This is a genomic window from Paraburkholderia silvatlantica, from assembly GCF_003096715.1.
GTDB classification, from domain to species: domain Bacteria; phylum Pseudomonadota; class Gammaproteobacteria; order Burkholderiales; family Burkholderiaceae; genus Paraburkholderia; species Paraburkholderia silvatlantica.
This window is the reverse complement of record NZ_QEOL01000009.1, coordinates 1-25,930: the sequence shown is the minus strand read 5'-3', so window position 1 is coordinate 25,930 and position 25,930 is coordinate 1. Positions and strand designations below refer to the sequence as shown.

The following is a 25,930-nucleotide window of genomic DNA, read 5'->3' as shown; positions in this document are numbered from 1 at the left end:
CGTCGCAGGCGCCAACCCGGCATGCAGCCCTTATCGATCGCTACAACGACAGCTTGCACGCCTCATGCAGCGAAGTGAGTCTGCGCACCGGCTCCGCCACGTACGGGTTGCTCTCGTCCCACGCGTAGCCCGCCAGCACCGAGCTAATCATCCGGCGGATCAAGGGCGTCTGGCGCGGGTAGTAAATGATGTCCTGCAACTCGCCGGTGTACCAGCGCTCGACGAAGGCGCGGAACGTGTCGATACCCTTGCGCAACGGCACGTCGTATTCGGCCTGCCAGTCCACGACCTCACCGCCGAGCGCGCGCTCGAGCACCTTCACGGCCAGATGTGCCGAACGCAGCGCAATGGTGACGCCCGAAGAAAACACCGGATCGAGAAACTCGCCCGCGTTGCCGAGCAGCGCGAAGCCGGGCCCGTGCAATCGTTCGACGTTGGCCGAATAGCCGCCGATCTGGTTCACGGGCATGAGAAAAGGCGCGTCGCCGATCAGGCGGTTCAGGGTCGGCTCCTCGCGAATGAGCGCGCGCAGCCGCGCCTCGCGCTGCGCTTGCGGGACATCGAGGAAGGCGGCTTCGGCAACACAGCCCACCGACGAGCGGCCGCCCGCGAGCGGGATCATCCAGAACCACACGTCGCGGTGCTCGGGGTGCGTCGCGATGCAGATCTTGTTGCGATCGAAGGCGTCCAGCGGCAGCCCGTCGCGCACATGACTGAAGATCGCGGCTCGCGTCGGCAGGCCGGTGGGCGCCTCCAGATTCAGAAGGCGCGGCAGCACGCGGCCAAATCCGCTCGCGTCGAGTACGAAACGCGCGTGCACTTCATAGCGCGCCTGGTTTTCGTCGATCACCTCCAGCACCGGCGCGTCGCCCGTGCGCATGCCCGTCACCGTGTGGCCGAAGCGCACTTCGGCGCCCTGCTGCGCGGCGCAGCCGATCAACAGCTCGTCGAACTTCGCGCGCTCCACCTGGTAGGTCGTGCCCCAGCCCGCCGAATGCTTGTCGCGGAAGTCGTACGACGATACCTCGTTGCGCCACACGAAATGCGCGCCATTCTTGTACTGAAACCCGGCCTCCACCACTGCCTGCAGCATGCCGGCCTCTTCGAGGTACGCCATGCTTTGCGGCAAGAGGCTCTCGCCGATCGAAAAGCGCGGGAAATGCTGGCGCTCGAGCACCAGCACCGAGCGTCCGGCCTTGCGCAACAGGGCCGCAGCCACCGCGCCCGAGGGGCCCGCACCGATGATCGCCACGTCGACGGCTTCGCGTCGAGCGGGTGGCGCCGTCACTGCTTCTCCAATCCTCTTTTCCATCGTCATATCCTTCTCTGCGTCCTGACGCGCACTGTTACGTTCTGTCACGTCCTGTTACGGCTTGTATGTCCAATGCAAGCGCACCGCGCTGCGCGAAACCGTGATTTTGACACCCCGCGCTGCGCCCGTGCATTTACAATGCTCGCGTCTCCCGACGCGCCCGAAATCGTCGATGTCGGTTACGGTCAGGGCAAGTCATTTCGCCTGCTGGCCGAGGCTTTCCGCTCGCGCCGCATCGTCGCCCTGCAGTCTGCCTTCAATAATCCTGCCCCCTATTCCCCTCGCCCCCCCATGCTTCCCATTTCCACCATCGGGCTGATGGCCTCGGGCTGCGCGATCGTGCTGCTCATGCCGGGGCCGACCAACACCCTGCTCGCCGCCGCCGGTTTGAGGCAGGGCCTGAGGCGCTCCGCGCATCTGTGCGCAGCCGAACTGGCCGGCTACCTGGTGTCGATTACCCTTTGGGGGCTTTGCTTCACCCATGCGTCGCAATCGCTCGGCTGGCTGCCAAAGGTGCTGCGCGTGACCAGCAGCCTCTATCTGGCGTGGCTTGCCTTGCGCCTTTGGTTCACGGCGAACTCGATCGAAACGTCGGCCAGCGGCGTGGTCAGCACGCGCACGCTGTTCAGCGCCACGGTGCTCAATCCCAAGGCCATTTTGTTCGCCGGTTCGATTTTTCCGTCCGTGGCGTTCGCGAGTGTCATCACGTGGCTCCAGGCCATGGCGATCTTCGCAGTCTTGCTGATTCCGATTGGCCTGACGTGGATCGCCATTGGCGCTGCGCCGCGCAACGGCCGTGCGCCGTTCATTCGACCCGCGTTCTTCCAGCGTTGCGCGTCCGTCGTGGTGGGCGCCTTTTCGGTGTCGCTCATGTGGGCGCTCGCGCACTGACGTTATCGTCCCATTCCCGGGCTCAAGCGATTTGCGGCGGAACGAGTTCGGCAACGCTGAACCAGCGGCTGCCAGCCGTGCCTGCCAGGCGCTGCAGCGCCTCGGCGTCGGTCGCGCCGCATTCCACCGGAAAGGACTTTGCCGCGTAGGCGGCCAGCCAGAGGGTCCGCATCACACCGTCAGTGAACGCAACGTACGGTACGGCGGCGCTCGCCCGGCAACTGACTTCCGCAAGCGGCACAGGGTCTTGCTCGCCGAAGCTGAAACCCTCGGCCGCCAGTTCGAAGCGCGGGTCGGCGCGCCATGTCTGCGGCGTTCCGTTTGCGAGCCCGGTGTGCTCGCCGCGTGGTCCGTCCCGCCAGAGCTTCAGGAAGCGCGCGCAATCCACTTCGACCACGGCCCGCTCCTCGTTGCCGTAGTTCGAGCGGCTCACCGACATATACACGTCGGCGACCGATGTGCGCACGCGAAAAAGCGCGGCACGCTGCCCGTTCAACGCGTTCGCCTGCAAACCCAGGTAACTCTCCATCTCCGCTCCAGATGATCCGCAGGCTCATGCTTGCCGAAGAAAAAGGCAGCAGATAGCAGGAATGCGACAACCATAGGGGCAAAAGTGCCCTTCTTCATGCTGGCGGCGCGTTGGCGCAGGTGTGTCGCCGGGTTGGCGAATTCATTCTCGCGATACAGCGCGTGGGTTCTATGTGGCACACGCCGATTGATGGCTTACTTGCGCCATCAAGCCAGCGCCGCGGCACGAAGCACAAGCTGCAGCGGACGCACCACGACACGAGGAGAACGCGCATGCCCACAGAAAACCCGCAGCACCGCTACGTGCTCACGCTGTCCTGCCCCGCCGCCGCCGGGCAGGTTGCCGCGGTCGCCGGCTTTCTCGACGCGAACCGCGGCTATATCGACGAACTCACGGTGTTCGACGACGACATCAGCACACGCTTCTTCCTGCGCTGCGTCTTTCACGAGGTTGTGCAGACTGGCGCAAGCGAGCGCTTCGATCTCGCGGGCCTGAGGGACGGGTTCGCGAGCGTCGCGCGCAGGCACGAAATGACCTGGGCCATCCACGACCTGCGGGTGCGTCCCAAAGTGCTCATCATGGTGTCCAGGCTCGAACACTGCCTGGCCGACCTGCTGTTTCGCTGGCGCATGGGCGAGTTGCAGATGGACATTGCGGGCATTGCCTCGAATCACCGCGACTTCGAGCCGCTCGCAAGGCAGCACGACCTGCCGTTTCACTATCTCCCCGTTACGCCTGAAACGCGGCGTGAACAGGAAAACGCCATCCTCGACCTGTTCGCCTCGACCGGTTCGGAGCTGCTGATTCTCGCGCGCTACATGCAGATTCTTTCCGACGAAACGAGCCAGAAGCTGGCCGGCCGCGCCATCAACATCCACCACTCCTTCCTGCCGGGCTTCAAGGGCGCGCGCCCCTATCACCAGGCGCACGTGCGCGGGGTCAAGCTGATCGGCGCAACGGCGCACTTCGTCACCGACGATCTCGACGAAGGCCCGATCATCGAGCAGGAAGTGCAACGGGTCGACCACTCGCTGAACCCCGAGCGTCTGCTGGCCGTCGGGCGCGATGTCGAATGCGTGACGCTCGCGCGCGCCGTGCGGGTATTTCTCGAGCGCCGGGTCTTCATCAACGACGGCCGCACCGTCGTGCTGTGAGCGAGCGCGTGGGCGTTCACGCCGCCATGCTGTGGCGGCGCTGCGCCTGCGCTACCAGCGCCGCGAACGCGCCCTCGCTCATCCGGCTCGCCACCCGCTCTGCATAGTCGTGATGCCGCCGCGCGAGCGGGGCGCCCACGCAACGCGCCTGCAGATAACGCAGCAGGCCGATACGCCCGTGCCCGCGCGCCATGCTCTGCTCCAGCAGGGCGAGCGCGGCTTCGGCATCGCCGTGACCGGCGCGTTTGTTGAGTTCGACAGTGGCGGTGCGCGGCATGACGGCAGGTCTCGTGGATGGGGCGGAGTGGGCCATGTGCCCGCTGGCGAGTTGACCAAAGCCGCGGCGGCGCCGCTAGAACGAATGCGCCAGGACGGCGGAACCGCCCCGCCATGCGGCGCGTATTCCTTCAGGATTTCGCTTTTGCGAAGATCGATGGCGGAAAACGACAAGCGCCTCCGTGTCATATCGTAGAAGCTTGGCAGAAACCGCATCGCCGCTATCCTGCCTCCATGTCCGACACACTCGCCACCGCCGTTTCCATCGATGCCGCTCCCAAGGAGCGCATCCGCTTCGGCATCGTGCTGCTGCCGAACTTCACGCTGACCGCGTTTTCCGGTTTCGTCGACATGCTGCGCCTGTCCGCCGATGAAGGCGACTACAGCAAGCCCGTGCACTGCTCGTGGCGCGTGATCGGCGAAACACTCGCGCCCGTGCGCGCAAGCTGCGGCATTCAGATCGCGCCTTGGGAAACCTTTGCCGACGCCGAACCGGTCGACTATCTCGTGGTCGTGGGCGGACTGCTGCATTCCGGCCCGCACGCAAGCGAAGCCACGCTGAAGTACATCCGCCACGCGGCCGGCGGCGAGACGACAGTCGTCGGAATCTGCACGGGTGTTTTCGCGCTGATGCGCGCCGGTGTGCTCGACGGTCATCGTATATGCGTGAGCTGGTTCCACTATTGGGACTTCATCGAGCGCTTCCCCAACGTCAATGCCGACGCCATCGTGGCCGACCGTCTGTTCGCGATCGACCGCCGCCGCATTACCTGCTCGGGCGGCCGCGCGTCGATCGACGTCGCCGCCGCCATTTTGCTGCGCCATTTCGACCACGCGACGGTGCAAAAGGCGCTGCGCATTTTGCTGGTCGGCGAAATGCAGAAGGGCAATGCGCCCCAGCCTCACCCGCCTGGCCTCGAGCCCGCCACGCATCCGAAGGTCAAGCGCGCCGTACTGTTGATCGAGCAGCAAGTCGGGCGCAACGTGCCGCTGGAGGAACTGGCCTGCAAGCTGAACCTCTCGCCGCGGCAGCTCGAACGCCTTTTCAAGGCGGAAACGGGCAAGAGTCCGCGCGCGTTCGCCAATGCCTTGCGCCTGCGTACAGCCGCCTGGCTACTCACGAGTTCGGACCGCACCGTTGCCGATATTGCTTCGAGTTGCGGGTTTTCGGATGCTTCGCATCTTGGGCGTGAGTTTCGTAAGCAGTTCGGGATGCCGCCTGTTATGTTTCGCGCGCAGCGGAGTGGGCAGGATTCTGTGCAGTTGGCGGATCTTGATGCGCTATTGCGGAATGAGCCGCTTCTCGGCGGCCAGGAGGCGGAAGGGGGCGCTGTTAGCACTTCGCTGCATTGATTGAGTGATGCTGGTCTCTCTGCTTTTTTGCGGTTCCCCGCGGGTTGGTTGTAGCTTGAATTCGCGTCGGGACGCGGGCGTTGCCCCTGTGCGGGGCGGCACCTACTTTCTTTGCGGCGGCAAAGAAAGTAGGCAAAGAAAGCCGCTCAAACCACCAGCGCCTGCCACGGTTCATCTCTGGCCGTTATCGCTAGTGGCTCCGGAGCGTCTGTCACCCCTCGCCCACAAACGGAGTGACAAGGCGCTCATGCTTCCGGCGGCGCTGCGCGCCCCGAAGGGCATAACCCAAACCCCGAGTCCTGGCAGACAGATCGGTTTCCCTTGCAGGCTAAAATTGCCCAACGCCCATAAACTGAAAATCCCCTCTCAAACCTTTGCCAGGCAAGGTTGACAGCAGAAGTCTGGCACATCTAGCCGTAAACCTGAGCGCGAAGTGTGTCGATGCGTTGCGCCATTGGCTCGAAGATTTCCTGCACAGTTACACGCGAGAGTTCGGCAACGTCGGCTGCCTTCAGGATTTCAGGCAACTGCGCGAGCAACGCGCTCCATTGCTGATATGTTTCCTCAAGCAGTTACGCCTGCACCCAGAGATCGCGTTGTGGGCGAGCATCGAGCATCGTCTGGAGTTCGCGCTCAAGCGTCGCGCCGTCCGAAAGCAGCCGCAGAACTGCCGGCTTGACGGAATCGGGCAGTGTCGGTGGTGTGGGTGTCATTTTGCCCTCTCCGGCGAGCCATGCCTGCTCGAAGATGCCGCCATAACGGTATAACCCGGGATAGGTATGGCACAGCGCGACGAGAAGCTCATCGGATGTGCTGTTCCAGAGCCGATGCAGATCGGGCGTGTATCCAGCCATCGGTTCCAGCAGTGCCTTTCCGCAGATACCGTTTGCTTCGAGCTGGCGCACGCGCTGATCGATCGCGGCGGCGATGCGATGCTCTTCGGCGAATTTCCGCTCCTGACCGGGAACATGGATCTGTCCTGTGGCCACGCCTGTGGCGAGCGTTTCAACGATTTTCGCATAGCGATAGACGCCACCGAACTCCTGTCCGAGAAAATTGATAGCAGGGTTGTTGAGGCTTTGCATCAGGCGGTGGAAATCGGACATGTGATCGACCATCTGCCTGCATCCGGCGGTCCGGGGAAATGTGTGCGGACGGATTGCGAGGTCATAAGTTTTGCTTACGAAACCCATTGCACCGGAAGCTCACGCATCAAACAAAAGTGCTGATGGCTATTTGAGCGGCGGGTGATGCCTTGACCAAGGGTGGGTTTCGTTATTCACGCCTTCAATCTTTTCGTCTCAGCATGTAGAAACACAAAACAATTGCCAATACCGAGACAGCATCGACCACCGTCAATAGTGGCAACGGGCTGGACCATTTATCCATGTTCGTTGTTCGTGAATAATACGGGGGGCCACTGCCATAGGCTTCGCTAAAATTGATCACGTTGAATGTGATGACCAATCCCAGAAAAATAAGTAAGGCCGCTCCGCAAAGCACATGAACAGATCGAATTTTTGCCATATCAGTACTGAACAGTCAGGGGAATATAGCAATCTGGCGACCCAGCGGTTACGTCTTTCAAAACGTGAACAAAGTCTTCCATTCGGGCGTGCAGGTTGATGCAGCCTGCGCTTCCTGCATGCGTGCCGCCATGGATAAAAAATCCGCCACGACCATAGGTTTGCGTGCCTGGTAAAACGTGAATCGTGAGCCGGTGATCTCCCCATGCCGCACGCGGCGCGAGGTTGTACCAGTGGTTCGTCCACATCTGCGACGGCTTAACCCAATACTGTCCCTCGGGAATTGGTCCTGTGCGGCTCTCGTGTTGTCTGGCAGGAGAATAATCAAACTCACCCCCGTCAGTGGGGCGACCTGAAACGGCAGCATAGGCTCGCCCTCCCGGACCAATCATGGTCAGGAACCGCCCGTTAAACCGTAATGAAATGCTCGACCTGGCACAAAGCGGAGCGCTCGGGATGCCCCGTTCCGCCGCGTATGGATTCGACATATCAACTATCGCTCATTCCAGTCATCGGTGAATTTGATATTGCCATCGGTATAATGCCATGTGATGCGATCGTACATCAGTGACACCAGTTCAATATGATTGGTTTGTGAGTCACTGGATTTTGCGTTCGCCATGCCGGGGTTAACGCCGGTAACCTTCACCCCTTCGATCAGCATGATGAAGTGATCCTTGGTCAGCGAGGGTTGAACGAGTGCGAAGCGCTGGCGAGCTTATCGCGCATGCGGGGTAAGCAGGTTGATGTGCATCAACACGGCGGGTGTGTCGCTAAGTGTTCTTAGCAATATGCACCTGTTTCCCGATAAAACTCACCTTTCGCAAATCGCGTCACACCCAGCCGGTTCACCGCGATCATTTCGTTGCCTACAATGGCAGGATGCTGATCGATCCGGTTTCCCTGTCATTTCCTGCCCCTGCGAGCCTATCCGCCTTGCGCGCGTGGTACGCAGGCGTCGACTCGCGCAAAGCCGTTCAGCGCTATTGTGCGCAGGCGCTTGAGGGCAGGCAGTCGGCGCGCGGCGGGATCGGCCGGACGCGTCGGCAGATCGTCGCGTTTGCCCTCAGCCGTCATCGCGGCGATCTCGCCATGCCGTTCCAGTGCAGTGCGGATGAGCGTACATGTCAGATCGAGCAGATCTTTACGCGACGCCCGTCGGCATAAATGCCACCCCGGATTGACCACGCTCCCGGCACGTCGAGACTCGCCACACGCACCGTCAAAGCCTTGTCTGGCAAAGGTTTGAGAGGGGATTTTCAGTTTATGGGCGTTGGGCAATTTTAGCCTTGCAGGCCCGTCCGCTGCGCGCGTAGCGAGCAGCGGGAACGGATGAGCCCTTTGTCACTAACGAGAATGGTGCGAGGTGACAGACGCTCCGGAGCCACTGGCGATTACGGCCAGAGGTGAACTGTGGCAGGCATTGGCGGTGTGAGCGGCTTTCTTTGCCTACTTTCTTTGCCGCCGCAAAGAAAGTAGGTGCCGCCCCGCACAGGGGCAACGCTCGCGCCCCGACGCGAATTCAAGAAAAGGCAATAAAGCAAAAAAACTCACTCCGAGCCACGCCGCTCATGACTAGGCGCATGCCCAAACTGCACCCGATACGCCTTACTAAAATGGCAAGGCGAATTAAACCCGCAAATAGCGGTCACACGCGAAATCGAAGTATCGGTCGTACGCAACAATTCCCGAGCACGCTTCAGCCGCAACGTCAAGTAATAATGCGTAGGCGAAACGTTCAGATACGCCTTGAACATCCGCTGCAAATGCCGTTGCGAAAGCCGAACGAGCCGCGCGAGTTCTTCCAGCGACAGTGGCTCCTTGATATTCGCCTCCATCAACCGCACGACCTCCACCAGCTCCGCGCGCGAAAAACCCACGCGCGCATCCACCGGGATGGGCTGCAGATCGGTCGAGCCGCGAATCCGCTCCAGAATAAACTGTTCCGATACCTTGGCGGCAAGACTTTGCCCAAGGCGCGCGCCAACGAGTTCGAGCATCAGGTCGAGCGGCGCCGTGCCGCCTGTGCAGGTGAGCCGGTCGCGATCGACGACGAATAGTTCGTCGGCGAAACGCACGCGCGGAAACTCTTCGTGCAGGACCGTGAGATCTTCCCAATGCACGGCGCAGCGATAGCCGTCCAGCAGCCCGCTCGCCATCAGCGCATAAGCACCGGTGCAGATGCCGCCAAGCGGCACGCCCTGCCGCGCCGCCATGGCGAGCGCGGCGCGCACGCCTTCGCTCATGATCTCGCGAATGCGAATGCCGCCGCACACGATCAGCACGTCGGGCAGGCACGCCGGGTCGAGCGCCTGGGCGGGGCGCACCGTGATGCCGTTGCTCGCGCGGGCCGGTGCACCGTCGAGCGAGTAGATCGACCAGCGGTAATGGTCCGCGCGTCCCACGTAGTTCGCCATGCGCAGAACCTCGACCGCACTCGAAAACGCGATCATCGAAAAGTTCTGCAACGTCAGGAAACCGAAATGCCTGAGAGACGATGCCGTGCGCGCTTCGGGCTCGGGCACGACGATGTCGGTCGTCACATTGCGCTCCTCGGGAATGGCGGTTGATGGTGTGATTCCGACGCTTACGCCTCTACGACCGCGGGACGCACGCGCATCAATTGCTTGAGTCCCGAGAACAGCGGCGCTTTCACGGCTCCCGGCGCCCGGCCAAAGCTCTCGGTAATCCGGTCGAGAATGATGGCGAGCAGCACAACGGAAAGCCCGCTTTCGAAGCCGAGGCCGATATCCAGCCGCTGAATGCTCGCGAGCACGTCGTTGCCAAGACCACCCGCGCCCACCATCGAAGCGATGATGACCATGGAAAGCGCCATCATGATGGTCTGGTTCACGCCTTGCATGATGGACGGCAGCGCATTGGGAAACTGCACCTTGTACAGTAGTTGCCACGGCGTGCAGCCGAACGCCTGCCCTGCTTCGACGATCTCGCGGTTCACGTGCTTGATGCCGAGGCTCGTAAGGCGAACGGCTGGCGGCATGGCGAAGATCACGGTGGACAGAATGCCGGGCACGCGGCCAAGACCAAACAGCATCGCGGCAGGAATCAGATAGACGAAGGCCGGCATGGTCTGCATCAGGTCGAGAATGGGGCGCACGATGGTTTGCACGAGCTTGCTCTTCGCCGTCCAGATGCCGAGCGGAATGCCGATCACGAGGCTGATCACCGTTGACGAGAGCGTGAGGCCGAGCGTCACGACGGTCTGATCCCAGAAGCCTGTTGCGTAGATCAGCAATAGCGAGCAGGTGACGAAGATCGCGAAGCGCCAGCCCACGCGCCACAGGCCGATTGCGATGAAGAACGCCATGAGCGCCCACATGGGAATGGCCTGCAAGCCGTGCTCGACAAGTGCGGCAAAACTCTCGATTGCCTTGCCGACGGCGTCGAAGCTGTTGGCATCGTGGTCGAGCAGATAGTGAACCGACTGATCGACCCACTGGCCGACGGGAATGATCTCAGACATGGGCGGCACCTCGATTACGCGTAATGACCTTCAGGACGGCGGCCTGATCGATGGAGCCGCAATAGCGGCCCTCGTCGTCGACCACGGGCAGCGCCGTCGTGTTCGCGCACACGCGCGAGACGACCTGCTCCAGCGGCGTGCCGAGCGTGATGCATTCGACCTGCTTCAGCGCCGGCTGCGCAGCGCCTATCGCATCGCGCGTGACGAAACCGCTGATGCGGTGCTGCGCGTCCAGCACGAACGCGTAATCGGCGCTGCCGTTGAGCGACGAGGCTACGCTCTTCGCGTCGAGCGAGCGGATGAGCGGCACGGCTTCCCGCTGCATGAGGTCGCCGGCGGTGAGATAGCGGCTCGTATCCACGCCGTCGAAGAACGCCCGCACATAGTCATCGGCAGGATTGCTGATGATCTCCTGCGGCGTGCCGATCTGCACGATGCGGCCACCTTCCATGATCGCGATGCGGCTGCCGATGCGCAGCGCCTCTTCGAGGTCGTGTGAAACGAACATGATCGTGCGGCGCTGCTCTTTTTGCAGTTGCAGCAGCACGTTCTGCATTTCCTTGCGCTTGAGCGGATCGAGCGCGGAGAACGCTTCGTCCATGATCATGAGCGAAGGATTCACCGCGAGCGCGCGAGCGAGGCCCACGCGCTGCTGCATGCCGCCCGAAAGCTCGGCGGGCAGCTTCTGCGCAAACGCCGCGAGGCCGACCTGCTCCAGCACGGCCAGCGCGCGTTGCTCGCGCTCCTTGCGGCCCACGCCCGCCACTTCGAGGCCGAACGCGGCATTCGCGAGCACGCTGCGCTGCGGCATGAGCGCGAACGACTGGAACACCATGCTCATGTCGGTACGGCGCAGCGAGACCAGTTCCGAGCGCCGCACGGCCGCGATATCGCGCCCGTCGATGATGACCTTGCCGGCCGTCGGCTCCACGAGCCGGTTGATGAGCCGGATCAGCGTGGACTTGCCCGAGCCGGACAGCCCCATCAGCACGAAAATCTCGCCCTCGTGCACCTCGAACGAGGCATTGTTCACACCGAGCACATAGCCGGTCCTGGCGAACAGCTCGTCTTTCGTCGCGCCCTTTGCGAGCAGCTCACGTGCAAGCTTCGGGTTGGGCCCGAATACCTTGCATAATCCATCGACCACGATCTTGGGGGATTTCATCGACTCCATCTCCTCGAACGGCAGGCGCCGGCCCGCACGGTATGTCTACATGGTTGCCAGAAAAAACCCTGCCGGGATGGCGAATTGCGACAAACGCTTACGCAAAAGCGACACGGCGCCGCATCAGAAAAGTGACATGCTGCATAGGCACAATCGCAGCGCGCGGCCCGTAGCGGGCACGGGTCTGGCGGGGCCGCTACGGGCCCCCTGCCGTTGATTGCCTGCGATTACTGCGTGCCCGCCCAGGCATTCACGCGATCGCCGTGCGCGGCGATCCACGTGTCGGCCGCGGCATCGGGCTTCTCGCCGTTCTGGATCGCGAGCATGACGCTGTCGATCTCACCCGGCTTCCACTGGAAGTTCTTCAGGAACGTGACCACCTGCGGGGCCTTCTTCTCGAGTTCGGGGTTGGCCACGTTGTCCACGTGCTCTGCGGCGCCGTAGACGTTCTTCGGATCGTCGAGGAAGCGCAGCTTGTACTTGGCGAACATCCAGTGCGGCGTCCAGCCCGTAACGATCACCGGTTTCTTCGACCCCACCGAACGCGCCAGCTCGGCCGTCATCGCGCTGCCCGAACTCGGCATCACGCTGTAGCTGAGGTCGTACTGCTTGACGGCCTCGTCGGTCTTGCGCATCACGCCCGCGCCGGCGTCGATGCCGACGATGCGGCCGCCGAACGCCGACTTGTCCGCGTTGAGATCGCTGATACTCTTCGCACTGACGTAGTCGGGCACCACGAGACCGATCTTCGCGCCCGGGAAGTTCGTGCCGAGGTCGACCACCTTGTCCTTGAACTGCGCCCAGTACGCGCCCTGCGTGACGGGCAGCCAGGCGGAAAGCGTCGCGTCGAGGTCGCCGCGCGCCACGCCCTGCCACATGATGCCCGCGGCCACGGGCACGAGCTGCACCGGATAGCCATAGCGCTTCTCGATGATGCGCGCGGCCACGTTGGACGTCGCGACGCTGTCGTCCCAGCCTTCGACATAACCGATCTTCACGGTCGGCTTGCCGTCGGCAAACGCCGGGGCGCTCAAGCACACCATCGCCGAAAACACACCGGTCCAAACAAGTTTTCCAGACAGCTTCATGGTCGATCTCCTGTGATATGGGCAAGCGCCCCGTGCCTATGCAGATTCGCCCGCCACAATCTGCCGCTAACGTCGATTTACGACGTGTTCTTGTCGTTGCGCGACGCGCGCGCTATTTGTCGACGACGAGGTCGGACAGCGGTTTCGAGCAGCACAGCAGCGCCATGCCCTGATCGATTTCGCGCTGGCGTATGCCGCCGCTGTGCTTCATATCCACCTGCCCGGAAACGAGCTTGACCTTGCAGGTTCCGCACATGCCCTGGCTGCACGAGGAAGCCAGACGCACGCCGGCCTGGCGCGCGGCGTCGAGCACGGTCTGATGTGCGCCGCACTGAATCTCGCGGCGGCTTTTGGCGAAGGTGATCTTGAAGCTGGCCGTTTCGGCGGACGATTCCGCCGGGGGCTGTTCCACCGGCGCCTCGGCTTGCGCCGTAAGCGTTTCGAACGAAAAACTCTCTTCGTGGTAGCGTTCGCGTGCGAAGCCGGCCTCGTCGAGCAGATCGCGCACGGCTTTCATGTACGGCGCGGGCCCGCAGGTGAAGATCTCCCGCTCCATGAAGTCCGGGGCAATCAACTTCAGGAGCGGCAGCGAGAGAAAGCCCGTCACGCCCGACCAGTCGGTGCGCGCACCCACTCTTTCACAGACGAACGACGTGCGGAAATTCGCGCGGCTCGAAGCGATCAGTTCCAGCTCGCGCGCGAAGATGATGTCGTCGGGCGTGCGGGCGCTGTGCACGAAAACGATATCGCGGTCCTCCGCGAGATCGTGATGCGCGCGGCTCATCGACATCAGCGGCGTGACGCCGGACCCCGCGGAAAGAAACAGATACTTCGGTGCGGGGTGACGTGCACACGTGAATTCGCCGGCCGGCCCGAGCACGCGTAGCGAAACGCCCGGGCGCAGGTTGTCGTGCAGCCAGTTCGACACCTTGCCGCCCGGCACGCGCTTGACCGTAATGGAAATGGTATGAGGTCGTGCGGGCGACGACGAAATCGTATAGCAGCGGTTGACGGCCTCACCGTCGATCTCGAGTTCGAGCGTGAGGAACTGCCCCGGCTCGAACAAGAATGTGCGGCCCTGCGGCGAGCGCAGGAAAAAGCTCTTCACGTCATGCGTTTCCTGCCACACGTGGCAGCACACGAGGGTTTCCTCGACCTCGCTCGTCCACCGCTCGGGCAGCGCGCCCCAGAACGCCGGGCGCGTCACCCGGCTGTCGCCGGGATCGAGTGGATTGAATTGGGCCGCGTCTCGCATCATGTCAAACTCCGCTATCTTTGCCGCATTTTTTGCGCTTTGCGGGCGCGTTATGCGCCAATCTGCCTGGCGAGGCGGCCGATATACCAGGCCGAGAACTTTTCGACGAGCCCTTCCGTGTACGGCGAATACGGACCCGGTTCATAGGCGCTGCTTGCGGCGCCGCGCTGCGAATACTCCACGAGCGTGCGGTCCTGGTTGTTGGTCGCATTCCACACGGCGGTGAGGTTCTCCACGTCGTAATCGATGCCTTCGCGCGCGTCCTTGTGAACGAGCCAGCGCGTGCGTACGAGCGTTTCGCCGGCCGAAAGCGGAATCACGGAAAACGACACGATGTGATCGCTCATGAAGTGATGCCACGAATTCGGCTGCGTCCAGAACGAGAGGCCGCCGAGATCGGCGGTGCGAAACTCGCCGAGCAGCTTCTTCGACGCGACCTTCGCGTCCAGTGTTTGCGACTCGCCACAACGGTCGAGCGGCAGGCGCTGCGTGCGAAAACCCGTGACGTCCAGCAGTTTTTCGATCTCGACCGACGGCAGGTCCATCGCTTCCCACTGCTTCGCGCGCTCGTTGCAGGTGCGCTCGAACGCGTCCATGCCTTCGGCGTTGGCTTCCGTGCGCGCGTAGCCGAAGCCGTACTCGTAGAGCGAAATCGTCAGCTCGGGATGATTTGCCACGCAGTGATAGCACTCGCGATTGTTTTCCATCACGAGCTTCCAGTTGCCTTTCTCGATGATGTCGACCTGCGCGGCGACCTTGCAGCCCGCCAGGTCGTGCGGCAGCAAATACGGCTCCATCTCGGCGCGCATGAGCGCGAAGTCCGCGGGCGGTTCTTCGGCGAGACACACGAAGATCAGGCCCGCGAGATTCTCCACGTGCACGCTCTTGAGACTGTGCTTGCAGCGGTCGAACTGCTCGCCCATGTGCTCGGCGAACATCAGCGCGCCGGTGAGGTTGTAGGTCCAGCTGTGATACGGGCAAACGATATTGCCCACCGACCCCTTCTCTTCGTTGCACAGGCGCGCGCCGCGGTGGCGGCAGACGTTGTGGAACGCGCGCACCTGCATGTCGTCGTCGCGCACGATCAGGATCGAGTCGCCCGCCAGATCGACGGTCACGTAGTCGCCCGGTTCGGGAATTTCCGCTTCCGTGGCGACCTCGATCCAGTGTTGCCGGAAAATCGTCTCCATATCGAGCGCGAAAATCTCCTCGCTCAGGTAGAAAGGCGCTTCCAGGCTGTAACCCGCCTGGCGGCGCTCGATCAGTGCGCGAATCTCTGCCGTTACTTTCATGTGTGCTCCGGATTTTTCATCCCAGTTCGTTGCCGACAGGCCAGCAAAATCAGTAATCGATGAGTTGATGCTCGCGCAAATACGCGAGGATCACTTGTGCTTTTTCGACCGAACTCCCTTCAATTACGACGTTGCCGCCCCGGCTTTCGGTCGTGGTCGCCGAAAGCATGCGCGCGTGGCCCGAGCGCTTTTCCGCCGCGGCCAGCCGCACGGGTTTGCGCTCGATCGGGCCGACCGTCCATGCGCAGGCTTCGGTCGATTCGGCGCCGCTAGCGCGCGTTGCGTTCGCAGTCCGCACCGCGCCCGCGCGCAGCCGTGCATAGGCGTAACGGGGCTGGGCGTTCGCGAGCGGATGAACGGCGATCACCGCGGGCAGCGCGGTCTGCACGCGACGGCGCAGGCCTTTGGGCAGAAACTGGCGCACCACCGCGGCGCGCGCAGCGACGTCCACGTCGATGTCGACCGCGCCGCCCACGATCGGCGCGCCCAGCGCAGCCGCCACACGGTACGGCAGCATGCCGCTGTCGTGCGCGCCCTCGGCGCGCGTGCCGGTCAGCACGAGGTCGTAGCCACGCACGCGCTCGGCGAGCATGCGCGCCGCGTCGCCGGAAGGCGCGCAGGCCAGCACCTCCACTTCGTGCGCGCCTAGTGCGAGGTATTCGGCGAGCGCGGGATCGGCGGGGTCGCCTGCGTGCAGCACGTCGAGACGCGCGTGATGCCGTTCGGCCAGCGTCCGCGCGAGGTCGAGCGCGAGCGCATCGTTTCGGCTGTAACGCGGCGTGCCGCTCACGGGGTGACGCCCCGCCGATACGAGCACCGCAATGCGCTCGATGCCGCGTTGAGGATCATGGCGTGCGTTCATGCGGCGACTCCTGCGGAATGCGTTTCGTCACGTACGGCGCTCGCCCCGCCAGGCTTGGCGCGTGCGGCTTGCACCTGCTCGATCAGCGCGGCGATCGTGCCTTGCGCGTCGCCGACCACGGTCAGGTTCGCGCGCTTCGCAATCGGCGCGCTGCCGTCGAGATTCACGGCGATCACATGGCGGCAGTCCTTGATGCCCTGCAAGTGCTGCACGGCGCCCGAAATGCCGAACGCGATATACACGCTCGCCTCGACCGTCTTGCCCGTCGCGCCCACCTGCTTGTCGCGCGTGAAGTGCCCGTTGTCCACCGCCACGCGGCTCGCGCCGACTGCCGCGCCGAATGCGCCCGCGAGCCGCCCGAACGCGGCGATGTCGGTTACGCCGTTGCCCGCCGAAACGATGAAATCGGCTTCTTCGAGCGCAACCTGGGCAGCATCGATGGCTTCGAGGCCCAGGTCCTGGTATGGCGATGCGAAGTCAGCAGCCGGCCGGATGAAATCGCCCGCGAGGCGTTCGCCCGCGCCGACGAAGGGCAGCTTCGCCTCGACAGCGTTCGGCGCAAGAAGGATCACGTCGGGCAGCGAGCGCACGGCCCACGCGCGCTTCGCCTGCTCATATACGCCCACATGCTTCGGGTCGATCTCGACCACGTGGGTCGCCACGCTCGCACCGGCGGCGGCCGCATAGCGGCGTCCGAGGTCGCCGTCGCCGCTCGCGTTGTCGGGCAGGAATATGTGCTTCGGCGCGAGCGCCGCCGCGCAGGCCTGCAGTGCGCGCAACGCGCTTTCCGGCGCGAACGTGCGGCGCTCGAAATCAGGCAGCTCGATCAGCTTGTCCACGCCGAGCGCGCCGGCATCGTCCTTCAGCTCACCGAACACGAGCAATGCCACTTTGGTTTGCGCATCGGCGAGCAACGCGGCGGCGGCAACGGCCTGGCACGCGTGATCGTCGAGCGCGCCGCGTTCGGCGTGTGCGACTACGAGCAGGACATGATCGGGATGACTAATCACGCGGCGTGGCTTCGCCGCGCTTGCATGCGCGTGCTGCGCGAGCCATTGCGCGGCGCTCGCGTCCGCGCTGCCTGCCGCGCCCAGCGTGATGCGCTTGAGGCCCGCCGCCGTGACGACGAAGGGGCGGCGCGGATCGATTCGTTTAAGGGTATTCATCGATTCACTCCAGCGAGGCGGCCACGAGTTCGGCCACGTCGAGCACATCGGGGCGCGGGCCCACCACGCCTTCGAGCATCGCCGTGCACTGCGGGCAGGCCACGGCGACTACCTCGGCATTGACCGCGCGCGCGTCGGCGATACGGATGTCGGGAATGCGCTGCTTGCCCGGAATATCCGTGAGCGGCGCACCGCCGCCACCGCCGCAGCAGCGTGCGCGCATGCCGTTGCGCTCCATCTCCACGACCTTGATGCCAATGGTCCTGAGCAGCTTGCGCGGCGCTTCGGTCTCGCCGTTATAGCGGCCCAGGTAGCAGGGATCGTGATACGTCGTGCGCTTTTCCGTGAGCGCCTGAACGGCCTTGGGTGCGATGCGCCCGGTCGCGGCGAGTTCCGCGAGGTAAGTCGTGTGATGCAGCACTTCGTAGCGCCCGCCAAGCGCGCGGTACTCGTTGCGCAGGCTGTGCATGACGTGCGGATCGGCGGTCACGATACGCGCGAAGTCCAGCGTGGCGAGCGTCGCCATCATCTCCCTGGCCATCTGCTGGAAGGTGGCTTCGTCGCCGAGGCGGCGCGCCACGTCGCCTGTGTCGGTTTCCCGCGCGCCCAGCACCGCGTAGTTCGCGCCCGCCTTGTTGAGCACCTTCACGAGCGCGCGCAGCGTGCGCTGATAGCGCATGTCGAACGCGCCCTCGCCCGCCACCACGAGTATGTCCACGCGCTTGCCCGGTTGCGCCACGGGCGCGTTGAGATCGACCGACCAGTCGTAGCGCGCCGCCTTGTCGTAGCCGCCCGCCGTACCCGTCTCGCGCAGATTGGCAAGCACCTCGGGGCCTTTGCCCGGCACTTCGCCGTGCACCAGCGTCTGGTTGCGGCGCATGTCGACGATGGCATCCACGTGCTCGATCAGCATCGGGCACTCTTGAACGCAGGCGCGGCAGGTGGTGCAGGACCACAGCGTTTGCGCTTCGATCAGGCCCGAAACGATCGGGCCATGCGGCGCGCCGCCATGCTGTCCGACCTTGATGCCGGGCGTGGGGCTGCCCGCATAGGCCGCATCGGTGCCGCCCGCCATGCCGACCACGAGATCCTGAATCAGCTTCTTGGGGTTGAGCGGCTGGCCCGAGGCGAAGGCGGGGCAAGCGGCCTCGCATTTGCCGCACTGCACGCAGGCGTCGAAGCTCAGCAGCTGGTTCCAGCGAAACTCGACGGGTTTCGCCACGCCGTATTCCTGCTTCTCTTCGATGTCGGGGAGCTTCAGCGCCGTGGGGGGCGTAGCCGTGCCGTTGCCGGTCCAACTCTCGCGCGTGGCCGCAAAGCGCTCCTGGCGTGGATGGAACGCGAGGTGCAACAGGCCCGCCACGGCATGCTTCATCGGGCCGCCGTGCGCCGCGCCGAACGTCATCGCGAACGCGCCCACCGCGATCAGCACCGCGCAAAGCACCGCGAAGCCGCCCGACATGGCGCCCGCCGGCACGACCGTGAAGAGCGCCACGCCCAGCGCGAACGAACCGAGCAGCCAGGGCAGCGTATTCCAGGGCCCACGCGAGAGGCGCGCCGGCACCGCTTTCGCGCGGCGGCGGCGCCACACGAACACCACGCCGGTCAGCATGGCGAGCGCCGCGAGAAAGATCAGCTTGTCGAGCCACGGCGAGTAGATCGCGAACCCGTAGTTGATGAACACGAGCGCGAGCGCCGCGATGGCGCCGCCCGCGGTGGCGACGTGCGTCTTCGCGATGTACGGGTCGCGCGCCACCACGTGGTGCAGATCGACGAAATAACGCTTCGGGATACTGAACAGCTTGCCGACGCCGACGGAGCCGGGCGCAGCCGCGCGCCCCACCCGCCAGAAAGCGGCGCGCTTCGCGAGCGCGAACGCGAGCCCCGCCATCGACACCCACAGCAGCGCGGTAATGAGCCAGGTCGGATTCATGGTTCAGAAGTCCTTGGCGAGCCGCAGCGCGTCGTAAATCGCGCCGTGGATGTTATGCAAGGAGATGCAGTCGCCCACGCGGAAGAGCAGAAAGCGGCCGTTGCCGAGTTCTTCGGAAAGGCACGGCTGCGCCTCGGCTGCGAAGAGCTTGTGCACATCCACCTGCCCGCGGTTGACCGATTCTGGCTTGAGCTTCCAGTACAAGGCGTCGTTGGGCGTGCTGCCGTTTTCGATCACCACCTGATCGACGGCGCGCTCTTCCTGTTCCTCCGTGTACTCGTTGCGCAGCACGGCGATCTTCTTGCCGTCTTCTTCATACACACGGTCGAGCCAGTAATTCGGCGTATGAATCACGCCCTGCGCATAGAGCCGGCGATAGAAGATCGGGAACGTGGTGCCGCCCACGTCGTCGGCGACCTTCACGTCGGGTGTCACGATCTCGACCTTCGAGCCACGGCTCGAAATAAAATCGGCAACGCCGGCGCCCGCGTGCGTGCTCACGCCGTCGTAGACGAGCACGTTCTGCTTCGGCTCGACCTTTCCGCTCAGGATGTCCCACGCGCTCACGGCGAGCCCCGCTTCCACGCCCCAGGCCGGAACCTGCTGCGTGAAGCTCGACCCGCCCGTGGCCAGCACGACGATGTCGGGCTTCTCCGCAAGAATGGTTTTCTCGTCGGCCATTACGCCAAGGCGGCGATCCACGCCCAGGCGTTTCGTCTCCATGTCGAACCAGCGCACGATGCCCGCCATCTGCTCGCGCTGCGGCGCTTTCGCAGCCAGCAGAATCTGGCCGCCCACGGCGTCGCCCTTCTCGAACAGCACGACATCGTGGCCGCGCAGCCGCGCCACGCGTGCGGCCTCCAGGCCCGCCGGGCCCGCGCCGACCACCACGACCTTGCGCTTCGGCCCGCGCGATTTTTCGATGACGTGCGGCATGGTCGCCTCGCGCGACGTTGCCGCGTTCTGCACGCACAACACGTCGAGCCCGTTGTACTGGCGGTCGATGCAATAGTTCGCGCCCACGCACTGCTTGATTTCATCCTCGCGGCCATCGCGAATCTTGATGACCATGTGCGGGTCGGCGATCTGCGCGCGCGTCATGCCCACGAGATCGACCATGCCGCTCGCCAGCAGACGCTCGGCCTGGCCCGCGTCGCGAATGCTTTGCGCGTGCATGACCGGCAGCTTGACCACCGACTTGATGCCCGCCGCGAGATGCACGAACGGCTCCGGCGGCAGCGCCATGGGCGGCATGCAGTTCGCGAGCGTGTTGTGCGTATCCGCGCCGGAGCCGATCACGCCGAGATAATCGATGAGCCCCGTTTCCGACATCGCCTGCGCGATTTCCTTGAGCTGCTCGTGATCGAGGCCGTCTTCGTGAAATTCGTCGCCGCACATGCGCAAGCCGACGCAAAAGTCCTTGCCCACGGCTTCGCGCACGGCCTTGAGCACTTCCACGCCGAAGCGCAGACGATTTTCGAGCGAGCCGCCCCATTCGTCGGTGCGAAAGTTCGTGCGTGGGCTCCAGAACTGGTCGATCAGATGCTGGTGCGCGGCGGAGATTTCGATGCCGTCCATGCCGGCGTCCTTCACGCGCTTCGCAGCCGCCGCGAAGTCGCCGATGATGCGGCGGATTTCCTCCACCTCGATGATCTTCGCGTTGCCGCGGTGCACGGGTTCGCGCACGCCCGAAGGCGACATCAAATGCGGCCAGTGTTCGCCGTGAAAGGCGGAGCGGCGGCCCATGTGCGTGGCCTGGATCATGATCTTCGCGCCGTGACGGTGCATCGCCTCGGCCAGACGCGCGAGCGGATCGATGATCTTGTCGGTGGCAAGATTCACCGACTTCCACCAGCCCTGCGGGCTGTCGATCGACACCGGGCTCGAGCCGCCGCATACGGCGAGGCCCACGCCGCCCTTGGCCTTTTCTTCGTAATAGCGGATATAGCGGTCGCCCGGCAAGCCGCCCGGCTCCGCGTAGACCTCGGCGTGGGCCGTGCTGACGATGCGGTTGCGCAGCGTGAGCTGATTGAGCGTCAAGGGTTTGAACAGATTGGGGTAGCGCATCGCAGACGACCTCTGGCGTTCGTGTCTTTCGGTATGTCCTGTGTTACGGAAGGCGCGCGGTCGTTCAGGCGGCGATCGGCGAGACTTCGAATACGCAGTGCGCGTGGCCTTCGGCGGCACACTGCACTTCTTTCGATTGCGAACGCGGCGCGTGCTTTGCGCCTTCCGTGGTGTCGTTCACCCAGTCCATCGCCCCCGCGAACCAGCCCGCGAACATGTAGCAGAGCTTGCCTTCCTTGCCCGGCTGCGCGAGCACGAACGACGAATGACGCAATTCGATCGTCGCGCGCGCGCTTGCCGGGTCGGCCTCGCGTATCGTGAAGAGGCCCCAGCCGCGCTGCGAAAGACGCTTCAGGTAATGCTCGAACACAGCCATGCCGGCAATGCCGTGCTTTTCGGCTTCCTTTGCGCACCAGTGGTACGCCGACTTGTAGCCGGCCTTGTAGAGAATCCCGGCGTACGCATCGCGGCCCAGCGCCTCTTCCACGGCGGTGTGATTGTTGGTGAAGAAGTGACGCGGCACGTACAGCATCGGCAGCGCGTCCGTGGTCCAGACGCCGGTGGCGGGATCGACATCGATCGGCAATTGCGGTTGCATTTCGTGGGGCTCCAATGATTCGGTGAGCGTTTTTAGTTAGGGTTTCCAGGTATTCAAGGTGGCCTTTCCGTGTTGTACGGTCGGGCCCGGCGGTCAACCGCCCCAGACTTCGCCGAACACGCGCATCCAGTTCTCGCCCATGACCTTCTTGATGCGCGTCTCGCTCCAGCCGGCTTTTTGCATGGCGGCCGTGAGATTCGGAAATTCGCCGATCGTGCGGATGCCTTCCGGGTTCACGACCTTGCCGAAATTCGTGAGGCGGCGATAGCGGCCCTTGTCGTGCGTGATCCAGTCGAAGAACTCGGTGCTGTAGCCTTGCGTGAAATCCGTGCCGATGCCCACGCGGTCCTCGCCGATCAGATCGACCACGTATTCGATCGCTTCGAGATAATCTTCGACGGTCGAGTCCGGGCCTTTCTTGAGGAACGGCGCGAACATCGTCACGCCCACGAAGCCGTTCGCGTCGGCAATCTCCTTCAGCTGTTCGTCGGTCTTGTTGCGCGGATGCTCCTTGAGGCCCGACGGGCAGCAATGCGAATACGTCACCGGCTTCTTCGAGCAAGCAATCGCGTCCGACGAAGTCTTTCCGCCCACGTGCGAAAGATCGACGAGGATCCCCACGCGGTTCATCTCCTGGATCACTTCGCGCCCGTAGCCCGAGAGCCCGCCGTCCGGTTCGTAGCAGCCCGTGCCGACAAGGTTCTGCGTGTTGTAGCAAAGCTGCACGACATTCACGCCGAGTTCCTTGAACACCTCGATATAGCCGAGGTTGTCCTCGAACGCGTACGAGTTCTGGAAGCCGAAGATAATGCCCGTCTTGTTCTCTTTCTTCGCGCGCAGGATGTCGTCGGTCGTGCGCACGAGCGTGAGGATCTCGCTGTACTCGCGAATCTGCTGCTTCATCTGTGCAATGTTGTCCACGGTCTTCTGGAAGTCCTCCCACACAGAAACCGTGCAGTTGACGGCGGTGACGCCGCCCTTGCGCATGTCTTCGAACACCGATCGCTCGAACTTCGAAATGTTCAGACCGTCGATGATGATGCTGTTGTCATGCAGAGTGCTCATTAGCCGCTCCGAAACTCGCAAATGAAATTGAAAGGCGGTAGTGTGAGGAATCAGGCTTGCGTATAGATCGGGAAGCGCTCGCACAGCGCGAAAATCTCGCGGCGCACGCGCTGCTCGGTGGCGGCGTCGCCTTCGGGATGTGCGCGCAGTGCGTCGAACACTTCGAGAATCAGGCGGCCGATCTCGCGGAATTCGTCCACGCCGAAGCCGCGTGTCGTGCCGGCGGGCGTGCCCAGGCGAATGCCCGAGGTGACCGTGGGCTTTTCGGCGTCGAACGGAATGCCGTTCTTGTTGCAGGTGATGCCGGCGCGTTCCAGCGCCTGCTCGACCTGATTGCCCTTGAGCCCCTTGGGCCGCAGATCGACGAGCAGCAGATGGTTGTCGGTGCCGCCCGTCACGAGGTCGACGCCGCCTGCCTTCAGCACCTCTCCCAGCGCCTTCGCATTGGCGAGCACGCTGTCGATATAGGTCTTGAAGCCCGGATCGAGCGCTTCGCCGAACGCCACCGCCTTGCCCGCGATCACGTGCATGAGCGGGCCGCCCTGCAGGCCGGGGAACACGGCCGAGTTGATCTTTTTGGCGATCTCCTCGTCGTTGGTCAGCACGAAGCCGCCGCGCGGGCCGCGCAGCGTCTTGTGGGTAGTCGAGGTGACGACGTGCGCGTGCTCGACGGGGTTCTGATGACGTCCCGCCGCGATGATGCCCGCGATATGCGCCATATCGACCATCAGCTTCGCGCCGACCGAATCGGCGATGGCGCGAAAGCGCGCGAAGTCGAGCGCACGCGGATACGCGGAAAAGCCCGCGATGATGAGGCCCGGCTTGTGCTGCTGCGCGAGCGCTTCGACCTGGTCGTAATCAATCAGCATGGTTTCGCGGTTCACGCCGTACTGCACGGCGTTGAACCACTTGCCGGAAAGCGCCGGCTTCGCGCCGTGCGTGAGGTGGCCGCCCGCGTCGAGCGACATGCCGAGCACCGTGTCGCCCGGTTTGGCGAGCGCGAGCATGACCGAACCGTTCGCCTGTGCGCCCGAATGCGGCTGCACATTGGCGAAGCCGGCGTTGAAGAGTTGCTTGATGCGGCCGATGGCAAGCGCTTCCACCTCGTCGGCGAACTCGCAGCCGCCGTAATAACGCTTGCCCGGGTAGCCTTCCGCGTACTTGTTGGTCAGCACCGAGCCTTGGGCCTCGAGCACGGCGCGCGACACGATGTTTTCCGACGCGATCATTTCGACCTGCGACTGCTGCCGCTCGAGTTCTTTCAGGATGCTGCTGCGAACCGCCGGATCGCGCTGCGCCAGCGTTTGCGAAAAGAAAGGTTGGGTGTTCGACATAGGGCTTCCGTGACGATGAATGAAGGACTTCCTGCAATGCTGGAGGCCCCGTCGCGACTGGCTTGAGAGCGGCTTTGAACCCGCTGACCGGCTGGGGACCGACGGTTCTATTCTTGTCGTTCGAATTGGCGCTCAACGTCGAAATTCAGACGCGTTCTTTTCCTTTTCCGCCATCGGCGTCCATTTTTCACAAGTGGCTCCGCCTCGCGCCCGCTGGCGGTGCACCGTGCCCCACGTTTTCCAATCCGAATGATTTATCGTGCATGCAGCGCACCAATCCCGCACCTTCGTCCTTTTTCCTGCGTCCGGCTTTTTTGTCCAGATGACTCAGGGTTTTGCCGCATGGCACACTGGACCCGCCAAATTCGAAAATTGCGATAGCGTAGCCGGCCTCTGGCCTTACCGGGCCTGCACTGGGCGCCAGGCTACCGATCTCAAGGAAACGTTCCCCATGCTGCCGGATCGCACAGCGTCGTTAGCGCACTTCGCTTTCATGCCGCTGCCCGACTTCACGATGATCGCGTTCACGAACGCGATCGAAGTTCTTCGTATGGCTAACTACCTGAGCGGGCAGCCGCTTTACAGGTGGTCGATCATCAGCCCGGAGGGCGGCCCGGTCGCGTCGAGCAACGGGCTTTCGATCGACACCGGCCCGGCCGAATGCGTGGGGCAGCCCGATATCGTATTCGTCTGCGGCGGCATTGACGTGCAGCGGGCCACCACGCCCGCCCATCTCGCTGCGCTGCGCCGCTTCGCGCGCATGGGGGTTGCGCTTGGGAGTCTTTGCACGGGAACCTATGCGCTTGCGAAGTCCGGCCTGCTGGCCGGGTATGCTTGTGCGATTCACTGGGAGAACATGTCGGCGCTGAAAGAGGAGTTTCCGTCCACGCGTTTTCTCAAGGAGCTCTTCGTCATTGACCGCGACCGCGTGACCTGCACCGGTGGCGTCGCGCCGCTCGACATGATGCTGCACCTCATCACGGCGCGTGTGGGGACGGCGCGCGTGACGCAGATCGCCGAGCAGTTCGTGGTCGAGCATGTGCGCGATACGTCTGCGCAGCAGCGCATGCCGCTTGTTGCGCGGCTCGGGTCTGCGAACAAGTCGCTTTTCGAAGTGATCTCGCTTATGGAGAACAATATCGAGGAGCCGCTTTCGCGTGAGGAGTTAGCGCGGCTTGCGAATATGTCGCAACGGCAGTTGCAGCGGCTCTTTCATGAGCATCTCGGCATGACGCCGACTCATTATTATTTGACGCTGCGGTTGCGGCGCGCGCGTGAGTTGCTGTTGCAGACCGATATGTCGATTATGCAAATTACGATGGCTTGCGGGTTTCAGTCGGCTTGTCACTTTAGCAAGAGCTATCGGGATGCGTTTGGGAGTGCGCCGACTGGGGAACGGCGGAAGCGGATTGCGCCGCTTTCTGGGTTGGATGCGCCTTCTGTCGCGGTTCTTGCGCCTGCGACTGTTCATGTTTGAAACTTTTTTTCGCGTCGGGACGCAGGCGTTGCCCCTGTGCGGGGCGGCACCTACTTTTCTTTGCAGCGGCAAAGAAAAGTAGGCAAAAGAAAGCCGCTCACAC

The 25,930-nt window shown here is 63.5% G+C and carries 22 protein-coding genes and 2 pseudogenes; 5 read left to right on the top strand and 19 right to left on the bottom strand.

Annotation, left to right across the window (positions count from 1 at the left end):
* Positions 1–40: 40 nt before the first annotated feature.
* A complete protein-coding gene (locus tag C7411_RS14060; RefSeq protein WP_110384890.1) occupies positions 41–1,312 on the bottom strand; it encodes an NAD(P)/FAD-dependent oxidoreductase in 1,272 nt (423 codons plus the stop codon).
* Positions 1,313–1,450: 138 nt separating this feature from the next.
* Between C7411_RS14060 and C7411_RS14055 the strand changes: the two genes are divergently transcribed.
* Positions 1,451–2,203, top strand: coding sequence for a LysE family translocator (locus C7411_RS14055; RefSeq protein ID WP_243413155.1), 753 nt, complete (start codon positions 1,451–1,453; stop codon positions 2,201–2,203).
* 22 nt (positions 2,204–2,225) lie between these two features.
* Here C7411_RS14055 and C7411_RS14050 read toward each other — a convergent pair whose 3' ends face one another.
* The gene (locus C7411_RS14050) at positions 2,226–2,732 is read right to left on the bottom strand and encodes a plasmid fertility inhibition factor family protein (protein WP_110384889.1); all 507 of its coding nucleotides are present in this window, start codon (positions 2,730–2,732) and stop codon (positions 2,226–2,228) included.
* 170 nt (positions 2,733–2,902) lie between these two features.
* Between C7411_RS14050 and purU the strand changes: the two genes are divergently transcribed.
* Positions 2,903–3,886: a formyltetrahydrofolate deformylase gene (gene purU, locus C7411_RS14045; protein WP_373682588.1), complete on the top strand. Its 984-nt coding sequence runs from the start codon at positions 2,903–2,905 to the stop codon at positions 3,884–3,886.
* A 16-nt stretch (positions 3,887–3,902) separates the two neighbouring features.
* Here purU and C7411_RS14040 read toward each other — a convergent pair whose 3' ends face one another.
* Positions 3,903–4,163 carry a hypothetical protein gene (locus C7411_RS14040; protein WP_042260349.1) on the bottom strand — a complete coding sequence of 87 codons (261 nt, stop codon included), beginning with the start codon at positions 4,161–4,163 and terminating at the stop codon, positions 3,903–3,905.
* Positions 4,164–4,396: 233 nt separating this feature from the next.
* Here C7411_RS14040 and C7411_RS14035 point away from each other — a divergent pair, with 233 nt between their 5' ends.
* Positions 4,397–5,515, top strand: a complete 1,119-nt coding sequence (locus C7411_RS14035) for a GlxA family transcriptional regulator (RefSeq protein WP_110385058.1) — start codon at positions 4,397–4,399, stop codon at positions 5,513–5,515.
* Positions 5,516–6,087: 572 nt separating this feature from the next.
* On the opposite strand, the gene C7411_RS14025 is transcribed toward C7411_RS14035, so the two are convergent.
* The 3 genes from C7411_RS14025 to C7411_RS14010 all read right to left on the bottom strand — a co-directional run bounded on the left by C7411_RS14025 (position 6,088) and on the right by C7411_RS14010 (position 7,705).
* Entirely contained in the window at positions 6,088–6,633 is a 546-nt protein-coding gene (locus tag C7411_RS14025; RefSeq protein ID WP_110384886.1) for a hypothetical protein, read from the bottom strand.
* Between the two features lie 410 nt (positions 6,634–7,043).
* On the bottom strand, positions 7,044–7,433 hold the full coding sequence (locus C7411_RS14015) for a tlde1 domain-containing protein (RefSeq protein WP_243413165.1): 390 nt from the start codon (positions 7,431–7,433) through the stop codon (positions 7,044–7,046).
* Positions 7,434–7,534: 101 nt separating this feature from the next.
* The gene (locus C7411_RS14010; protein WP_181431338.1) at positions 7,535–7,705 is read right to left on the bottom strand and encodes an Hcp family type VI secretion system effector; all 171 of its coding nucleotides are present in this window, start codon (positions 7,703–7,705) and stop codon (positions 7,535–7,537) included.
* 218 nt (positions 7,706–7,923) lie between these two features.
* Between C7411_RS14010 and C7411_RS14005 the strand changes: the two genes are divergently transcribed.
* On the top strand, positions 7,924–8,208 hold the full coding sequence (locus tag C7411_RS14005; protein WP_243413154.1) for a hypothetical protein: 285 nt from the start codon (positions 7,924–7,926) through the stop codon (positions 8,206–8,208).
* A 383-nt stretch (positions 8,209–8,591) separates the two neighbouring features.
* On the opposite strand, the gene C7411_RS14000 is transcribed toward C7411_RS14005, so the two are convergent.
* The 13 genes and pseudogenes from C7411_RS14000 to C7411_RS13940 form a co-directional block, all read right to left on the bottom strand.
* Entirely contained in the window at positions 8,592–9,584 is a 993-nt protein-coding gene (locus C7411_RS14000) for a GlxA family transcriptional regulator (RefSeq protein WP_243413153.1), read from the bottom strand.
* Between the two features lie 44 nt (positions 9,585–9,628).
* Entirely contained in the window at positions 9,629–10,525 is an 897-nt protein-coding gene (gene choW / locus C7411_RS13995; RefSeq protein WP_110384883.1) for a choline ABC transporter permease subunit, read from the bottom strand.
* Positions 10,518–11,803, bottom strand: a pseudogene (locus tag C7411_RS13990) (quaternary amine ABC transporter ATP-binding protein); the annotation flags it as partial. The pseudogene C7411_RS13990 and the gene choW, both read right to left, overlap by 8 nt.
* A gap of 114 nt (positions 11,804–11,917) precedes the next feature.
* Positions 11,918–12,778, bottom strand: a complete 861-nt coding sequence (locus C7411_RS13985; RefSeq protein WP_110384882.1) for a glycine betaine ABC transporter substrate-binding protein — start codon at positions 12,776–12,778, stop codon at positions 11,918–11,920.
* 112 nt (positions 12,779–12,890) lie between these two features.
* Positions 12,891–14,036, bottom strand: a complete 1,146-nt coding sequence (locus C7411_RS13980; protein WP_110384881.1) for an FAD-binding oxidoreductase — start codon at positions 14,034–14,036, stop codon at positions 12,891–12,893.
* A gap of 47 nt (positions 14,037–14,083) precedes the next feature.
* Positions 14,084–15,325 (bottom strand): aromatic ring-hydroxylating oxygenase subunit alpha, encoded by a 1,242-nt coding sequence (locus C7411_RS13975; RefSeq protein ID WP_110384880.1) that lies wholly within the window; start codon positions 15,323–15,325, stop codon positions 14,084–14,086.
* A gap of 49 nt (positions 15,326–15,374) precedes the next feature.
* Positions 15,375–16,187 (bottom strand): electron transfer flavoprotein subunit beta/FixA family protein, encoded by an 813-nt coding sequence (locus tag C7411_RS13970; RefSeq protein WP_110384879.1) that lies wholly within the window; start codon positions 16,185–16,187, stop codon positions 15,375–15,377.
* Complete coding sequence (locus tag C7411_RS13965) at positions 16,184–17,353, bottom strand: electron transfer flavoprotein subunit alpha/FixB family protein (protein ID WP_110384878.1); 1,170 nt, start codon at positions 17,351–17,353, stop codon at positions 16,184–16,186. The genes C7411_RS13970 and C7411_RS13965 overlap by 4 nt, the downstream gene beginning before the upstream one ends.
* Positions 17,354–17,357: 4 nt before the next feature.
* Positions 17,358–19,286 (bottom strand): (Fe-S)-binding protein, encoded by a 1,929-nt coding sequence (locus C7411_RS13960; protein ID WP_110384877.1) that lies wholly within the window; start codon positions 19,284–19,286, stop codon positions 17,358–17,360.
* Positions 19,287–19,289: 3 nt separating this feature from the next.
* On the bottom strand, positions 19,290–21,353 hold the full coding sequence (locus C7411_RS13955) for an NADH:flavin oxidoreductase (protein ID WP_110384876.1): 2,064 nt from the start codon (positions 21,351–21,353) through the stop codon (positions 19,290–19,292).
* 64 nt (positions 21,354–21,417) lie between these two features.
* Positions 21,418–21,951 (bottom strand): DUF5943 domain-containing protein, encoded by a 534-nt coding sequence (locus C7411_RS13950; protein WP_110384875.1) that lies wholly within the window; start codon positions 21,949–21,951, stop codon positions 21,418–21,420.
* 93 nt (positions 21,952–22,044) lie between these two features.
* Positions 22,045–23,016, bottom strand: coding sequence for a dipeptidase (locus C7411_RS13945; RefSeq protein ID WP_069267935.1), 972 nt, complete (start codon positions 23,014–23,016; stop codon positions 22,045–22,047).
* Between the two features lie 50 nt (positions 23,017–23,066).
* Positions 23,067–24,350 (bottom strand): serine hydroxymethyltransferase, encoded by a 1,284-nt coding sequence (locus C7411_RS13940; protein WP_110384874.1) that lies wholly within the window; start codon positions 24,348–24,350, stop codon positions 23,067–23,069.
* 436 nt (positions 24,351–24,786) lie between these two features.
* On the opposite strand from C7411_RS13940, the pseudogene C7411_RS13930 reads away from it, so the two are divergent.
* Positions 24,787–25,827: pseudogene (locus C7411_RS13930) on the top strand (GlxA family transcriptional regulator); the annotation flags it as partial.
* Positions 25,828–25,930: the final 103 nt, after the last annotated feature.